Annotated in this window: 19 protein-coding genes; 4 read left to right on the top strand and 15 right to left on the bottom strand. The window is 66.9% G+C overall.

Annotated elements, in window-relative coordinates; translation table 11 throughout:
* Nucleotides 1-565: 565 nt before the first annotated feature.
* The 4 genes from ABLE93_RS22650 to ABLE93_RS22665 all read right to left on the bottom strand — a co-directional run bounded on the left by ABLE93_RS22650 (nucleotide 566) and on the right by ABLE93_RS22665 (nucleotide 3,093).
* Nucleotides 566-859 carry a type II toxin-antitoxin system RelE/ParE family toxin gene (locus ABLE93_RS22650; protein ID WP_348842028.1) on the bottom strand — a complete coding sequence of 98 codons (294 nt, stop codon included), beginning with the start codon at nucleotides 857-859 and terminating at the stop codon, nucleotides 566-568.
* Nucleotides 859-1,164 (bottom strand): type II toxin-antitoxin system RelB/DinJ family antitoxin, encoded by a 306-nt coding sequence (locus ABLE93_RS22655; RefSeq protein WP_348842063.1) that lies wholly within the window; start codon nucleotides 1,162-1,164, stop codon nucleotides 859-861. The genes ABLE93_RS22650 and ABLE93_RS22655 overlap by 1 nt, the downstream gene beginning before the upstream one ends.
* Nucleotides 1,165-1,225: 61 nt before the next feature.
* Nucleotides 1,226-2,167 (bottom strand): hypothetical protein, encoded by a 942-nt coding sequence (locus ABLE93_RS22660; RefSeq protein ID WP_348842029.1) that lies wholly within the window; start codon nucleotides 2,165-2,167, stop codon nucleotides 1,226-1,228.
* Nucleotides 2,167-3,093 carry an ArdC family protein gene (locus ABLE93_RS22665; RefSeq protein ID WP_348842064.1) on the bottom strand — a complete coding sequence of 309 codons (927 nt, stop codon included), beginning with the start codon at nucleotides 3,091-3,093 and terminating at the stop codon, nucleotides 2,167-2,169. The genes ABLE93_RS22660 and ABLE93_RS22665 overlap by 1 nt, the downstream gene beginning before the upstream one ends.
* 270 nt (nucleotides 3,094-3,363) lie before the next feature.
* Here ABLE93_RS22665 and ABLE93_RS22670 point away from each other — a divergent pair, with 270 nt between their 5' ends.
* Nucleotides 3,364-3,666, top strand: coding sequence for a type II toxin-antitoxin system Phd/YefM family antitoxin (locus ABLE93_RS22670; RefSeq protein ID WP_348842030.1), 303 nt, complete (start codon nucleotides 3,364-3,366; stop codon nucleotides 3,664-3,666).
* Nucleotides 3,663-4,136 (top strand): type II toxin-antitoxin system VapC family toxin, encoded by a 474-nt coding sequence (locus ABLE93_RS22675; protein WP_348842031.1) that lies wholly within the window; start codon nucleotides 3,663-3,665, stop codon nucleotides 4,134-4,136. Before ABLE93_RS22670 ends, ABLE93_RS22675 begins: the two co-directional genes overlap by 4 nt.
* A gap of 91 nt (nucleotides 4,137-4,227) precedes the next feature.
* Here ABLE93_RS22675 and ABLE93_RS22680 read toward each other — a convergent pair whose 3' ends face one another.
* The 9 genes from ABLE93_RS22680 to ABLE93_RS22720 all read right to left on the bottom strand — a co-directional run bounded on the left by ABLE93_RS22680 (nucleotide 4,228) and on the right by ABLE93_RS22720 (nucleotide 10,189).
* Nucleotides 4,228-4,815 carry a hypothetical protein gene (locus ABLE93_RS22680; RefSeq protein WP_348842032.1) on the bottom strand — a complete coding sequence of 196 codons (588 nt, stop codon included), beginning with the start codon at nucleotides 4,813-4,815 and terminating at the stop codon, nucleotides 4,228-4,230.
* 561 nt (nucleotides 4,816-5,376) lie between these two features.
* On the bottom strand, nucleotides 5,377-5,679 hold the full coding sequence (locus tag ABLE93_RS22685) for a DUF7673 family protein (protein ID WP_348842033.1): 303 nt from the start codon (nucleotides 5,677-5,679) through the stop codon (nucleotides 5,377-5,379).
* Between the two features lie 98 nt (nucleotides 5,680-5,777).
* On the bottom strand, nucleotides 5,778-6,251 hold the full coding sequence (locus tag ABLE93_RS22690; protein ID WP_348842034.1) for a GFA family protein: 474 nt from the start codon (nucleotides 6,249-6,251) through the stop codon (nucleotides 5,778-5,780).
* A complete protein-coding gene (locus ABLE93_RS22695; protein WP_348842035.1) occupies nucleotides 6,221-6,595 on the bottom strand; it encodes a hypothetical protein in 375 nt (124 codons plus the stop codon). Before ABLE93_RS22695 ends, ABLE93_RS22690 begins: the two co-directional genes overlap by 31 nt.
* Nucleotides 6,592-6,870, bottom strand: a complete 279-nt coding sequence (locus tag ABLE93_RS22700; RefSeq protein WP_348842036.1) for a hypothetical protein — start codon at nucleotides 6,868-6,870, stop codon at nucleotides 6,592-6,594. The genes ABLE93_RS22695 and ABLE93_RS22700 overlap by 4 nt, the downstream gene beginning before the upstream one ends.
* On the bottom strand, nucleotides 6,867-7,058 hold the full coding sequence (locus ABLE93_RS22705; protein WP_348842037.1) for a hypothetical protein: 192 nt from the start codon (nucleotides 7,056-7,058) through the stop codon (nucleotides 6,867-6,869). The genes ABLE93_RS22700 and ABLE93_RS22705 overlap by 4 nt, the downstream gene beginning before the upstream one ends.
* Before the next feature lie 9 nt (nucleotides 7,059-7,067).
* Nucleotides 7,068-7,943 (bottom strand): DUF7007 domain-containing protein, encoded by an 876-nt coding sequence (locus tag ABLE93_RS22710; protein WP_348842038.1) that lies wholly within the window; start codon nucleotides 7,941-7,943, stop codon nucleotides 7,068-7,070.
* Nucleotides 7,940-8,416: a UCP036055 family protein gene (locus ABLE93_RS22715; RefSeq protein WP_348842039.1), complete on the bottom strand. Its 477-nt coding sequence runs from the start codon at nucleotides 8,414-8,416 to the stop codon at nucleotides 7,940-7,942. The genes ABLE93_RS22710 and ABLE93_RS22715 overlap by 4 nt, the downstream gene beginning before the upstream one ends.
* Before the next feature lie 93 nt (nucleotides 8,417-8,509).
* Complete coding sequence (locus ABLE93_RS22720) at nucleotides 8,510-10,189, bottom strand: ParB/RepB/Spo0J family partition protein (protein WP_348842040.1); 1,680 nt, start codon at nucleotides 10,187-10,189, stop codon at nucleotides 8,510-8,512.
* 325 nt (nucleotides 10,190-10,514) lie between these two features.
* Here ABLE93_RS22720 and ABLE93_RS22725 point away from each other — a divergent pair, with 325 nt between their 5' ends.
* The gene (locus tag ABLE93_RS22725; protein ID WP_348842041.1) at nucleotides 10,515-10,865 is read left to right on the top strand and encodes an MbcA/ParS/Xre antitoxin family protein; all 351 of its coding nucleotides are present in this window, start codon (nucleotides 10,515-10,517) and stop codon (nucleotides 10,863-10,865) included.
* 8 nt (nucleotides 10,866-10,873) lie between these two features.
* Entirely contained in the window at nucleotides 10,874-11,371 is a 498-nt protein-coding gene (locus ABLE93_RS22730) for an RES family NAD+ phosphorylase (RefSeq protein ID WP_348842042.1), read from the top strand.
* On the opposite strand, the gene ABLE93_RS22735 is transcribed toward ABLE93_RS22730, so the two are convergent.
* A complete protein-coding gene (locus ABLE93_RS22735; RefSeq protein WP_348842043.1) occupies nucleotides 11,360-11,770 on the bottom strand; it encodes a hypothetical protein in 411 nt (136 codons plus the stop codon). The two genes, ABLE93_RS22730 and ABLE93_RS22735, sit on opposite strands and share 12 nt — an antisense overlap.
* A gap of 86 nt (nucleotides 11,771-11,856) precedes the next feature.
* Nucleotides 11,857-12,411: a hypothetical protein gene (locus tag ABLE93_RS22740; RefSeq protein ID WP_348842044.1), complete on the bottom strand. Its 555-nt coding sequence runs from the start codon at nucleotides 12,409-12,411 to the stop codon at nucleotides 11,857-11,859.
* Nucleotides 12,412-12,434: the final 23 nt, after the last annotated feature.

Genomic DNA, 12,434 nt, shown 5'->3' on the forward strand with positions numbered 1-12,434 from the left:
CGCCAAGGGCCTTGCGCGCGCAGAGGCCTCCGACGGAACTGCAGCAGGACGCGTCGCCGGCTCGATGTCACAGCGGGCTTCGCCGCCGCCGGTTGACGGTGGGACCGACCGCGCTTGCGAACGCATCGCGGACGAACCCGCTGCGCTCCAATCAGCCCCTCTACGCCACCCTGAACGCGCTGGAAGGCTGCCACAAGCGGATCGGGTTCCGCCGGCGACGTGTAGCGCCGGCAACAAGCCCTGCCGCACGGCGGAGCACAGCGCTCAGGACTGGACGCGGCACCCGCGCTTCCGGACGCCGCCCCCGGCCATGAACCGACGCCGAAAAAGGGAAGGCGTGCAGCCGGGGATTGGAGGGAGGGGCAAGCCATCGCGAGCGACCGGCAGCGCCGGCGCGTGCAGGAGCCGATTTCGTCGTCGCGCAACGGCGGCAGAGTCGGGGGGGATCCGGGGGTCCTTGGCCCGGCCTGACTGCCGGCAGGATGGCTGGTCATCGAGAGGAGGATAGTCCCGATCCGGCCGGGCTTCTTTCCAGTGCGCCAATGTCGCCAGGTGCGAGAGCTGATCAGCTCTCGGGGAAGTCGTCGGGCCAGATTTGCGCCCCGTGAAGGACGCGCAGGATACGCACGGAGGTCGTCGTCGCCGCATAGGCGGCGATGTAGGGCGTGCCGGGAACGACGAGTTCGCGCGTTCCCGGAACGCGGCCGGGCCTTCCGCTCTCGGGAAACTCGACGAGACGACGAGCCGCGGCGGCAATCCGCTCGTCGACGGCGATCGCGGCTCTTGGGCTGTCGGCCTCGATGTGGGTGAAGATGTCGTCGCGGTCGGAGAGCGCGAGGGCGGACCAGATAAGCCGCATCAGCCGGCGGACCCGGCCTTGCGCCGGGCCGCGGCGCGCCGGGCGGCGAAACGCGCCTCCGCCTCTTCGTCAGGAACGTCCGGCCGGGTATCCTCGAGCGCCTGCAGCACCTTCGCACGGAACCAGGCGTCATGCGCCTCGCTGGTGCTGATCAGCTCCAGCGGAAGCCTGCCTTCATTCGCTGTGCGGGTGAGCAGGATGCGCACCGCATCGGACACCGTCAGGCCCATGTTCTCGAGCACGGCGGACGCCCGATCCCTGACATCAGCGTCGATGCGGGTTTGGACCAGTGCATTGGCGGCCATGTTGATCTCCTCATTCAGTTGGACAATGTAATGCAATTGAATGACGATCACCAGCAGGACGTCAAAGCCCGCACATCCCCTCGCATTCATTCACGAAGAGATCGAGCTGGCCGTGATCCGCGGCGGTCGAGAGATCCGCTTCATCCATCGGGACGCAGGAGCGATGCAGATAGACCTTGCCGCGAATACCGCGCAGGCCGGTGCGCAGCGCCCTGTCGACCTCCGCGGCATCCTTCCATTCCACCGGCTCATGGTCGCGCATGTGGCGCCAGCGGCGGTTGTCGTGGAACGGGCAACCGATGCAGGCCGATTTCGGGGGCTCGGGATAGCCGTGCCGGCGCAACCAGGCGAGGCAATCCCGACGGCTCATCCGTATCTCGATCAACGGAAAGCGCCTGATCTGCCACGCCTCGAAGCTCGGCTTGGCGCGGACGGCCTCGTCGGTCGAGATGCCGATCCATTGCTCGACGACCGGATGGTCCGGCGAGCGCCTGCGTGTCAGGCCGGCCAGTTCACGCACCTTCCTTCGGATCGCGACGATCTTGAAGTCGGTGGTGCACTGCCTGCGGATCATGCCGATCGAGACGGTCTCGGTCGCGGATCTGCGCGAGCCGATCTCGATCAGTTCGCCGTCCTCGTCCTCGCCGAACACCGGCAGCTCCGCGCCGGCCGGGGTGACGGTCCTGGCGAAGGCCGGGATCGAGGCCCAGCGGCGGCCCTCGCTCGCCTCCAGGAGTTGCGTGCGAATGTTCCCGGACGAAACGATGTGCACGGGGAACGGCAAGACGTTCCCGGACATCAGCCATTCCAGATGGGTGTAGACGGCACGGGGCTCCCAGCCGGTGTCCGCGAATATGGCGCAGTGCGGTATGGGCCCGATCTCACCGTGGGCCGCGAGCAATGCCATCGTCGTGGACTGAACGCCGGCACCAAGCGAAAGCGCGCGCAGGCGGATGGGAGAGGGCTGGTCGCCCTCCCCTTCGTAACTCGGAGCTTGGAGCATCAGGCCGCCTCCCCCATCGACCCGGACTGCGGCTGCAGTCCGTGGAGAAAGGTGACGGCACGCTGTGCGTGGGCGGCCGCGGCGAAGATCGCGCGTTTGTCGCCATCGAGGACCTTGAGCCAGCTCTGCAGGTATGCGGCATGGTCGGGCCGCGGCTCCAGCTCCGGGACGATGCCGAGATCGGCGCAGAGCAGCGCCGAGCCGATCTCGGCAACCAGTTCCTCTCGCGCGCGTTCGCTGCGATCCGTTGCGTAGTGGCTGAGATCGCGGCCGACGCGGCGGGGCTCCGCCGTCCAGTGGATGCTCTCGTGGCTGAGCACGGCGGTGTAGGAGGCGGCGTCGCGGAAGGCCGCGAAGGGCGGCATCTGGATGTGGTCGGTCGCGGGCGAATAGAAGGCCTGCGCGCCGCCATGCCGGATTACCGCGCCGGTATTGGCGAAGAAGCGGTCGGCATGGGCGATGCGCTCGACCGGATCGAGGACCGGCGCCGGACGGTGATAATATTGCTGCGGCAGCCCCTCGATCTGCGCGACATTGAAGACGCCATAGGCCTTGAGGAACGGAATGGCCTTCTCGACCTCGTCGCCATGCGCATCGGTCTCCGTCTTCGTGAACCGGCTGGCATAGATGACCGTCGTGCTGGACTCGCCCTTGCGGACATGGCCGCCGAGTTCGATCGTCTGCCGGAAGGTCATCCAGATCGGAGCGCAATAGCCTCGTGCCATGGTCTCCGACCACAGCAGCAGGACATTCATGCCGGTGTAGGGCTCGCCATTGTGGCGCAACGGCCTCGAGATCCGGCCCGTCGCGTTACCCACGCTCCATGGCTGGATCCAGGGGCGACCCCCCTTCTCCAGCTCGGCGACGATGCGCTCGGTAATCCGCGCATAGATGTCGGTGAGCCGTCCGTCTTCTTTCCTGCTCATCTTGCTCAACCTCCGTCACGGAGGCCGCGCCCATCGCGGCCCGTCACGGGGTCCGCCAGCCGGGGATCTCAGGGGGACGGCGCACCCACTGGGCCGAAACGAAGTGGAGGGCGGCGCAGCCGCTGCGCCGGCCGCCGGCCCCGGCAGGACCAGCACCGGGGCGGGCCGCGATGGGCTCCGAATTTGTCTTTTTCCTTTTCCCGATACGGCAATCTGGCGTCATCGGGAGGTACGCGCTATATATCTGACCATCTGACTAGGTACAGGCTGATGAGCAAGCTGACGAACCTGAAGAGGCCGAGGCGCGGGGAAAGCCGGCCTCTTGCCGGGCGGTGGAAGCTTGAAGACGCGAAGGCGCGTTTCAGCGAGATGGTACGACAGGCCCGCGAGGACGGCCCTCAGCGCGTGACCGTGCGCGGCCAGGATGCGGTCGTCGTGATGAGCGTCGAGGAATTCGAGCGCCTGGTTCCGCAGAAGCCCAGGGTGCCGTTTGTGCAGTTCATGGAAGGCCTGCATATCGGCGGGCTCGACCTCGAGCGCGAGATGGATCGCGGGCGGGACATCGAGCTTTGAGGGGCTGGCTGCTCGACACCAATGTCGTTGCGGCCCTGATCAACCCGCAGGGCGCGCCATCGATGAAATCCTGGGCCGCCGCACAGGATGAGGAGAGCTTTCATATCAGCATCGTGACCCTCGCCGAATACGACAAGGGCATCCACAACCTGCCCGACAATGACGTCGACCGGCCGCGCTACATCGCGGCGCGCGACGCGCTCGCGGAGCGGTTTGATACGCGCGTGCTCGGGCTCTCCGACGCGATCGTTCGCCGGTGGGGGCGGATTTCAGGTGAGGTCAAACGGGCAAGCGGCCACCCTCCGCCGGTGATCGACACGATGCTCGCGGCAACTGCCATCGAACATGATCTCTATTTCGTCACGCGCAACGTGAAGGACACGCGGCTGTCGGGCGCTATCGTGTTTGATCCGTGGAAGGACGACGCCGGGATGTTTCCGGTGGGACCTCGGACGGGCAGGACGAGATAGCAACGCGACGAAAGTCCGGCCCCGAGCGGGACCGGCCTCGGCCGTATCGCGAAAACAGAAGGGGCGAGGCCGAAGCCTCGCCCGGTGCGGCTCAGTCGAACGCCGCCATCTGGACGGCCGCCGCCTTGCGGTGGACGCCCTGGCCGGGATTTTCAACCAACCGCTCGAACGGCTTCCAGCGTTCGCCGATCACCCGCTCATAGGCGGCGACGGCGCCCTCGGCCGCCATGCGCAGCGCATGGGACTGAAGTGCCATGTCGGCGGCGAACTCCCGCTTGCGCTGCGCCGCGCTATCGAAGCCGACAGGTCCGTCGAGGTCCTCATCGCGGAAGTCGTTGGCCGACTTGGCCGTGGCGTCGCGAGCCTCCGACACCGCCCGGGAGTAGAACTGGCCGGCGCCGTGGGCGGAGCCGACATAGGCGCCGACGATGCGCTGGAGATGAATGCCCATCGCCCGTTCACCGAGGCCCTCGCCGAGAGCCGCCGCGGTCTCGACGATCATCTTCTCGTGCAGTTCGCGGATGCCCTCGCTGTCGAGGACGGCGAGGCCGAAGCTCTCGGAGATGAGCGCGGCCTGCGTGGCGTCCGGGCAGCAGAGCCGGACCATCTCGACGGTGGTCGCCTTGCGCAGCGGGACGACGCGAGCGGCCGGACGAGGAGCGGTAGCGGTCTTGGCCATGTGAGAATCCTTCCTTCGGTTTCTCCCAAGGGCTCGGACCGGCCCCAGCCGGCCCGCCCTCGGGCGCGGTCGGGGAAAACCGGTGACAGGCGGACGCTTCAGGGTCCGGTGCCGCCAGAGCGAGCGGGGTGGGTATGCGACCAAGCAGGGCACCTGAGCCCTCGCGCGGGACGCGGGCCCGCCCTGCGAAGTGCGGCGGTTCCGGCCGCCCCGCGGCGCGGCACGCGGCCTTGAAGCGGCCGGCCGCCGGTTTACGACCGCAGCCAGACCCGAGGGCGGTCCGGCGGGGGCCGGCACTCCGGCCGAAACCGAGACGGATAGCGCAAGGCCATGTCTGCCTTCTGCCTTCCGACAGCCGCCCTTCCTGCTGCAGGGCGCGACCGATCGGAGCGGCGTGCCCAGAGACCGTCATGCGTGGTCATTCGAAGCCACACCGCCGACGGAGAGGACATTCGAACGACCGATGATGATGGTCGAGATCGCTCCGGAGACGGGCCGAAGACGGGCAAGGTGGGCCTGCCGAGCGAGGCTGCCCGTCGGGTTGCCCAGCCGACTGCCGGATCAGGCGGTTGCGTGCGCCCGTGCCCAGGCCTCCGGCCGCCACAGCCGGATGACGTCCTCGATCTCGGCCCGGTAGGCGTCCGGATAGGCGGCGATGTGTTGCCGGGCGATATGGGCGAAGACCGTCGCCATGTCGCCGGCTATGGCCTCGTCGACCGCGAACAGGTCGGCGATGTCGAAGCCGCCATGGCTGTCGGCGTTCCACCAGGCGAGGATGAAGGAGGCGACGCGGCGCGATTGCCCGGTGTCGCCGCGGGCACTGTGCAGGAGGCGTTCGAAGGCGGCACGCGTCGTCTCGTCCATGGTCGAACTCCTCTTGGCTGACGAAGCTACCTCAAATCCCCTTCGATTGCATATCGAACGGGTTGTTTGGTGGCGTCTCAGTTTGAATTTGCCAAGCGCTAGACTCCGTCCTTCGGCGTCCAGGCTGGTTGGGTCTCGAATGCTTGAACAGCGTCGTTCTCGGCGTCCCATGATCGCTTGGTGCGCGTGAAGATGGCCACCTGAGGTGCGAGATGATCGGACTGTTCGAGCGTACCCATCATGACCGTCATGTAGCCCGGCATGCCTGTATTCCTGCCGAACAAGGGGCTGCCACAAGCGCCGCAGAAGAAGCGCGTCACGGTATTGCCTGCAGCGCTGGTCAGTGAATAGGTCGACGGACTTCCAGAAATGCGAATGCCTGCCTCAGCAAACATTGCCCCTGTCGTATGGCCAGCGCCGCTTAATCTCTGGCAATCGAGGCAGTGGCAAATGGCGACAACCACAGGATCGCCATCAATCTCATAGGTGCAGGCACCGCATAAGCAACGTCCGCTGAGCATTGATGCACTCCATTCCATTGCTAGCCTTTCGTCCATGCGATCGCTGTGCATGTCAAGAGAACCCGATGTTCAAACTGAGACACTACCGGTTGTTTCCGATCGCCCGGCGCGGCGATCCCGTGCTCCTGCCGGGCGGGCTTCTGCGCAAGCGCCGCAATCTCGTCGCGGCGCTCGAAGATCAGTCGATCGACATGCTCGCGCAACAGCCGCTCGTCGGCCGGCGCCCCGCGTGGGCCGCGACGGCGAGACCGCCGCGCCCGGAGTTTCGCCGTCACGGTGATCCGCTCCGCCCGGCATTGGATCAGCCGCTCAATCCGCACCAGCTGGCCGCGCGTCTCTCGACAGGCGGCTTCCAGATACGCGAGCCGCCGAGCAACCATGCCCGGGGCGGTCATGGCGCGCCCTGCCGGGCCCGGCGCGGTCGCAGACCGGCGGCCGGCCCTGCTGGAAACGCGGTCTCGTCCGGGACATAGGGTTCGGGAAGCTCGACCCGGACGATGGACGCGGCCAGATCCTCACTGGCGACCGCCCAGTCGATCAGGGCGGAGCCCACGCCGGCGTTCTGGCGCAGCCGATCGCTCAGAACCGCGTGCAGGAGCGCTTCGATGGCGGGACGCGGCGCCGGCCCCGCCTCGATGAGGAGATGCACGGCAACGACATAAGCGCTCATGGCCGGCCCTCCTTGCGGAGGGCCGGGAGAGCGGCAGGCGCACGGATCGAGAGCAGGACGGCTTGCTTCCACGCACCAGGGCCGCTGAAGTGGCGGCGCAGCCTCGGATGCCGTACGACGAGGAGGCTTTCATCGTCACGATGGGCGGCTTTCCAGCCGAAGGCGGCAGCGACGATCTTCCAGGGCATCGCAACCTCCTACCGATGCCAGCGGATGAAACTCGACGGGCCGCCATAGAGCCGGTGCCGCGCCTCATCGATGACGAAGCCGAAGCGACCGACCTGATAGTCCTCCGCCGGAACCAGGAAGCGGCGTTGCTCGACGCCGTTGCCGTGAAGGCCGCCGCGTGTGGCGACGACTTCCACAAAGCCCTTCTCGTGGGTGGAGGTGATCGCCAAGGTCACGATCCAGTCGTCGGCGTGCGCGCGCTCGAAGGCCCGCCGATCCTTCTCGCGGGATTCGCGGGGCGCGAGGACAGTGCCGAAGATCGTCTCCCAAGCATCGGGCCAGCTGTCCTTGATGGTCTGCTCCGCGCAGCGCCGCTCGAAGGCCGTGAACAGATGCGGAAAGGTGATCGCCACGATCGCCCAGGCCTCGTCCTCCTCGTACCAACCGCCCTCCGCGCGGAGCATGGGATGGACCCTGCGGTTGCGCGCCGCCGACAGGTGGATGCCGCCATGGCTGGCGGTGGAATGGAAGATGACATCCTCCGCATAGAGGGTGGCCCCCTGTGAGGCCCCCCAAGGGGTGCTCGCCGTCGAGCGGACCTCGCGGCGGCCGAGCGCGCGCTTTTCGCGCTGATGCTCGGCGTTCTCCTCGACCTTCGCGCGGAACGCCGCCGCGTCGGCAAGCTCGCCCGAATGGCCGTAGAAGTCCGCGCGAGTCCATTGCTCCATGGGGCGCGCGATGTGCCAGCCGGTCGCAAGGTAGTGCCGCCCGTCGCGGGCGGGCAGCATGGCGAAGGCGGTGTCGCCGACGCGCGCGACCGGGAATCCGTCGGCGCTGTGGCCGAGCGTGACCGTCGGAAACCCGAAGACGGTGTCCGTGATGGCCAGGTGCGAGGAGGTTGTCATGCCACCGTCCTCCCCTCGACGACGTCGGCTCCGACCTCGTCGGCGGTGACCTCCTCGAGCACGGCGCGCGGATAGCCATGGCGGGAGAACCACTGGTCAGCGGCCTGCCGGTGCGCGGCGAGATGGACGAGTTCGGCGCCGGGGCCGGCGCGGTCGAAGATTCGCACCGCGCCGATGGCCGGGCGTTCGAGGATCGCGAAGTGCAGCTTCGAATCGATCGAGAACGTCCGGTGGACGCGGATCGCGATGACGCCGCCGCCGCCATAGTCCGCCTCGTGCAGGGTGAAGCTGGCGGACAGGCCGACGCTGCCGATCCCGCGCTCCCCCTGCTTCTGGATCAGGCGGCCCTTGCTGTTGAGGGTATGCCAGGCGAACAGCTTCCTGGTGAAGCGCTCGGGCGGGCGCGGCGTTCCGTCGGACCAGGCGACGAGGGAGCCGATCGGCGCATTGTCGTAGATCGTGTGTGCGGACATGATGTCCTCCGTGATTGCGCATGCGTGGAAACGAAAGCGCCGCCGGCTGAGCCGGCGGCGGGATGGGATTCGCAGTACGGAAATGTGGGCCGGCTATTCGGCCGCGACGCCGTAGGCCTCCTCGTCTGGCGCCTCGGCCGGCTCCGTGCTGTCCGGCTCGCCCGACCCCTCTTCGAGATCGTCGTCCTCGCTCGCCTCGTGCTTCACCAGCCAGCTCGCGAGCTTCGTCGCGTCGGGCGCGAACCGCGCCGACGGATGAACGAACCGCTCCTCCTTGAAGTGCTCGACGAGAGCGGCACGGGTGTCCTTCACCTTCTGGCGCGGCAGGACAGGGGTGTCCTTGCACGAGCCTTCGAGCGCCGCGCGGGACAGGCACGAGAGGAATTCGTCCGTGCCCATGTTCGGAAGGAAGCCGTCGGCGCCGATGGCGTTGCCGGCGAGCCGTGCGACGATGCCGGAGTCGGTGCGGTTCTCCCGGCAGGACAGCACGTCGATGAGAACGCCGCGGGCCGCCTGCTGCAGCGTCTCGCGGTCGAACTCGAGCTTGCCCTCAGGGCCCACCAGGCGCGCGGCGTGACGATCGATCCGGGCGTAGCCATAGACGTCGCCCGAGGCACCGGACGCGACCGAGATGTTGCGGCCGGCGAACGCCAGGATGAGCAGCGCCAGCAGCATCTCGTCCTCGATTGGCGCGCGCGCGAGCGCTTCATGGAGCGCATCGGTCCGGAAGTCGCCGATCATCTCGACGCCCTTGCGGGTCACCTCCGGGCGCTGCCGGGACAGGGCGATGCCGTCATCGCCAGCCACGTCGCCGGCGTCCTCGCTTTTGCCCTTGGCCTTTTTCGGATCAGGCAAACGGTAGTGGACGGTCTGCACCTTGCCCTCGCGATCGAGATACATGGCCGTGTGGTCGGACTTGCCGGGCTTGCCATGTACCCGTTCGGCCTTGGGGGGCAGCTTCACTTCGCCCCAGTTCGTGGCCTCCGCGATGATGCCGCGCTTCGGTAGATGCTGCGTCATCCACTCCTGCTGTGCCCCGAGGAACGCTTCGACATTGGTGGTGTAGCGGCTGTCCTCGTCGGCAGGGGCGAACAGGTCCTCAACCCACTGGATGCCGTAGGCCTGCGCGAGATCGTCGCCGAAGCTGGCGTGCCGCGCATACATCCGAGTCTTCTGCAGGCCCTGGGCGACGCTCCACCAGGAAACCTGCGGATCTCCCTTGGACGGCTTGTGCTTCTTCCAGACCTCGCGCTGCTCCTCGAGGGACGCCGCGGCGATCGTGCGCAGCTGTCGCTCGTCGGGCATGTCGCCCTTCGCCATGTGGTCGAGCATGGCGGGCAGGACGTTGGCGAGAAGGCGCAGCTTCTTGATCTGGCGGACCGGCAGGGCCAGAGCGACACCGATCGCCTCCTCGGTCCAGCCGAGCGCGACGAGGCGTTCGATCGCGCGCCACTGATCGACGGGATTAAGGGCCTCCCGGGCGATGTTCTCGACCATCGCGCGCATGGCGCCGTTGTCGTTGGCCACCGCGTCGACGAGGACCTCGATCTCCTCGAGCCCGGCGGCGATCGCCTGCTTCACGCGGCGATGCCCGGAATTGATGATGTAGCCGTTGCCGCCCCCGGTCTCCGGCACGATGACGGGTGGCTGGACGATGCCGACGGCCTTGATGGTCGCGAGCAGCAGCGCGTCTGCCTGCGGCGTCGACTTGGTCTGGCGCGCGCGATCGGGGTTCTCACGCAGCGCGCGAGGATCGACCTTCATGAGATGCATGGGAAGCTCCTTCAGAGGGTTCCGTCCGGACACGGCGTCCTGCCTGTCCCTTCTCGTCTCCTTCCCGGAGACCCCTCCTGGCCCGCGGAGCGGACGGGCTGGCACAACTGCGGCCGAGCATCCCTGCCCGGCAGGCCGAGCGGGGCTTTGAGCCCTGCGAGGACGACGGGCCGGGATCGCGGTGGCGGCGGTTGAGCGCCAGCGCTGCCGGCCTGGCCGATCTGCGAGCGGGCCTTCTCTTCTTCCCGTCCCTTCCTTGAAGTCCGCTATTTTTGACGCTATATTTCGCCAGAATGATCGGCAAAATGGGATTGAGGTGAGAACCATGGGCCTCGCCCAATATGTGGACAACGGCATTTTCGCCCCGCGCAGGATTGCCGAAACCTTGCAGACGACGAGCGACGAGATCGCCCGCACAGCTGGGCTGGGCAAGGACGCGGTTCAGCGCAAGGACAGGGTGCGGTCCGACCGGACGCAGCGGCGTCTGCGCGAGATGATCGAGATCATCAACAAGGTCGAGCCGCGCTTCGGTTCGGCATTGATGGCTTATGCCTGGTATCGCTCCGAGCCGCTTGCCGGCTTCTCGGGCCAGACGGCGATGCAACTCGTGCGCAGCGGCCGGGCCGATGACGTGCTTGACTACATCGACGCGGTCGACGCCGGCGTGCATGCCTGACCGCGCGCATGCGCTATGAAGGCAAGCTCTATCGGGCCTTGAACCCGATCCATGCGGGCGAGCCGCTCTCGGGGCGGGGCGCCCAGATCTACGGCGGCCGGTTCAATCCGAAGGGCGTTCCGGCGCTCTACACCTCTTTGTCGATCATGACCGCGCTGAGGGAAGCCAATCAGGTCGGCAATCTTCAGCCGACGACACTCGTCTCCTATGATGCGCAAATCGAGGCCATATTCGATTGCCGCGACGAGGCGGCGCTTGCCGCCGAGGACATGAACGCCGCCACCCTCGCGGCCACGACATGGCGAGACGAAATGAAGGTGGCGGGAGAGGCTAGGACGCAGGCCTTTGCCCGACGTCTCATGAGCGCGGGCTATAGCGGTCTGCTGGTCCGAAGCTTCGCCGCCGGTTCGGCAGCCGATGATTTCAACCTGGTGCTCTGGAGATGGGGGGATGCGCCCCCGTTACGGCTGACGCTCATCGACGATGAAGGGCGACTATCGCGCTGATCCCTTGGACTGTCGGATGCAAAGACCCCTGCCCTTCCCATGGGCTTCGAGCACGTCGTCCCACGACCCGTAGGCTTCCCCTCCCGGGTCGAGAGCGTTGGGATCGAGGACGTCCAAGCGCTGCGCCACCTGCATGATCTGGTTCGGGCGCTTGTCCCGATGCAGTACCGCCATCAGGCCGGCGCACTGCTGGGCGCGGGCGTCATTCCTGATCGGGCGCCAGGTCTCGTCCCAATTTTCCTCATCGATCTGGCACTCGTCATCGAACTCAATGGTCTTGTGGCACTGAAACGCGGCGCTGTTGACGATGTCCTCAAGCCGTTGCTCCGACAAATGATACCGCTCGCCCTGGCCCTTGCGGAATGGGCAGTCTTTGCAAGGTCGTTTCAGATCGAACATGTTTCGCCACGGTACCGTAGACGCTCTCTGACGCCGGATTGCATGGGCCGTCTTTGTCAGGCAGAAGACAGCGCGCTGGCCGTCCGTCAGATCTGCATCCACCGCTTCATCTTTGGGAATGGCGTGACGCTGTGGCGCCATGGCAACTCGGTCATCCCGCCATGGGCGAGGCCGTGGATGCCGAGATGCTGGCCATGCTCGACCTGGTGGTGGATGTCGAGGCCGCCGCCGCCGAAACCTTTGAGGAAAGGAAGGCGGCTGTCGATGTCCGCCGCGAGGGCTGCGGCATAGGACCAGGCGATGGCCTCGGTTTCCAAACTCTGCATAATGGCGCGAGCAACCGGATTCTCGGGATAGCCAAACGCGGCAGGATGCGCATCGAGCCACGCGAACATGGCGGGAAGCACGGCGTTCGTGTTGCCGTCGAGCTGATCGCGAAAGAGCGATGGCGTGACCGCAATGTGCCCGGCTTCGTGCATCATGTCGCCGGCGAGGTCGTGATCGGCGGCGGCGACAGTGATGGTGGCGCCGCGCACCCGCAGGCCCGGCAAGAATCCCCCTTTGGCCGCCACCGGATCGATCGTAACGGCAATGCCGATCGACTGAAGGAAGGTCCGGGCGCGCTGAAACGTTTCGGGCATGCTGTCGTCCGGTCGCCGCGAAG

This window comes from Xanthobacter pollutisoli, from assembly GCF_040044995.1.
Taxonomy (GTDB): domain Bacteria; phylum Pseudomonadota; class Alphaproteobacteria; order Rhizobiales; family Xanthobacteraceae; genus Xanthobacter.

Bases quoted from the DNA above. Each gene is read 5' to 3' on its own strand.
- ABLE93_RS22710 (WP_348842038.1), bottom strand. From the start codon at position 7,943: ATGACAACCTCCTCGCACCTGGCCATCACGGACACCGTCTTCGGGTTT.
- ABLE93_RS22730 (WP_348842042.1), top strand. From the start codon at position 10,874: ATGCGCTATGAAGGCAAGCTCTATCGGGCCTTGAACCCGATCCATGCG.
- ABLE93_RS22685 (WP_348842033.1), bottom strand. From the start codon at position 5,679: ATGGACGAGACGACGCGTGCCGCCTTCGAACGCCTCCTGCACAGTGCC.
- ABLE93_RS22695 (WP_348842035.1), bottom strand. From the start codon at position 6,595: ATGACCGCCCCGGGCATGGTTGCTCGGCGGCTCGCGTATCTGGAAGCC.
- ABLE93_RS22680 (WP_348842032.1), bottom strand. From the start codon at position 4,815: ATGGCCAAGACCGCTACCGCTCCTCGTCCGGCCGCTCGCGTCGTCCCG.
- ABLE93_RS22670 (WP_348842030.1), top strand. From the start codon at position 3,364: ATGAGCAAGCTGACGAACCTGAAGAGGCCGAGGCGCGGGGAAAGCCGG.
- ABLE93_RS22700 (WP_348842036.1), bottom strand. From the start codon at position 6,870: ATGAGCGCTTATGTCGTTGCCGTGCATCTCCTCATCGAGGCGGGGCCG.
- ABLE93_RS22705 (WP_348842037.1), bottom strand. From the start codon at position 7,058: ATGCCCTGGAAGATCGTCGCTGCCGCCTTCGGCTGGAAAGCCGCCCAT.
- ABLE93_RS22720 (WP_348842040.1), bottom strand. From the start codon at position 10,189: ATGCATCTCATGAAGGTCGATCCTCGCGCGCTGCGTGAGAACCCCGAT.
- ABLE93_RS22715 (WP_348842039.1), bottom strand. From the start codon at position 8,416: ATGTCCGCACACACGATCTACGACAATGCGCCGATCGGCTCCCTCGTC.
- ABLE93_RS22655 (WP_348842063.1), bottom strand. From the start codon at position 1,164: ATGGCCGCCAATGCACTGGTCCAAACCCGCATCGACGCTGATGTCAGG.
- ABLE93_RS22660 (WP_348842029.1), bottom strand. From the start codon at position 2,167: ATGCTCCAAGCTCCGAGTTACGAAGGGGAGGGCGACCAGCCCTCTCCC.
- ABLE93_RS22650 (WP_348842028.1), bottom strand. From the start codon at position 859: ATGCGGCTTATCTGGTCCGCCCTCGCGCTCTCCGACCGCGACGACATC.
- ABLE93_RS22740 (WP_348842044.1), bottom strand. From the start codon at position 12,411: ATGCCCGAAACGTTTCAGCGCGCCCGGACCTTCCTTCAGTCGATCGGC.
- ABLE93_RS22690 (WP_348842034.1), bottom strand. From the start codon at position 6,251: ATGCACAGCGATCGCATGGACGAAAGGCTAGCAATGGAATGGAGTGCA.
- ABLE93_RS22665 (WP_348842064.1), bottom strand. From the start codon at position 3,093: ATGAGCAGGAAAGAAGACGGACGGCTCACCGACATCTATGCGCGGATT.
- ABLE93_RS22725 (WP_348842041.1), top strand. From the start codon at position 10,515: ATGGGCCTCGCCCAATATGTGGACAACGGCATTTTCGCCCCGCGCAGG.
- ABLE93_RS22735 (WP_348842043.1), bottom strand. From the start codon at position 11,770: ATGTTCGATCTGAAACGACCTTGCAAAGACTGCCCATTCCGCAAGGGC.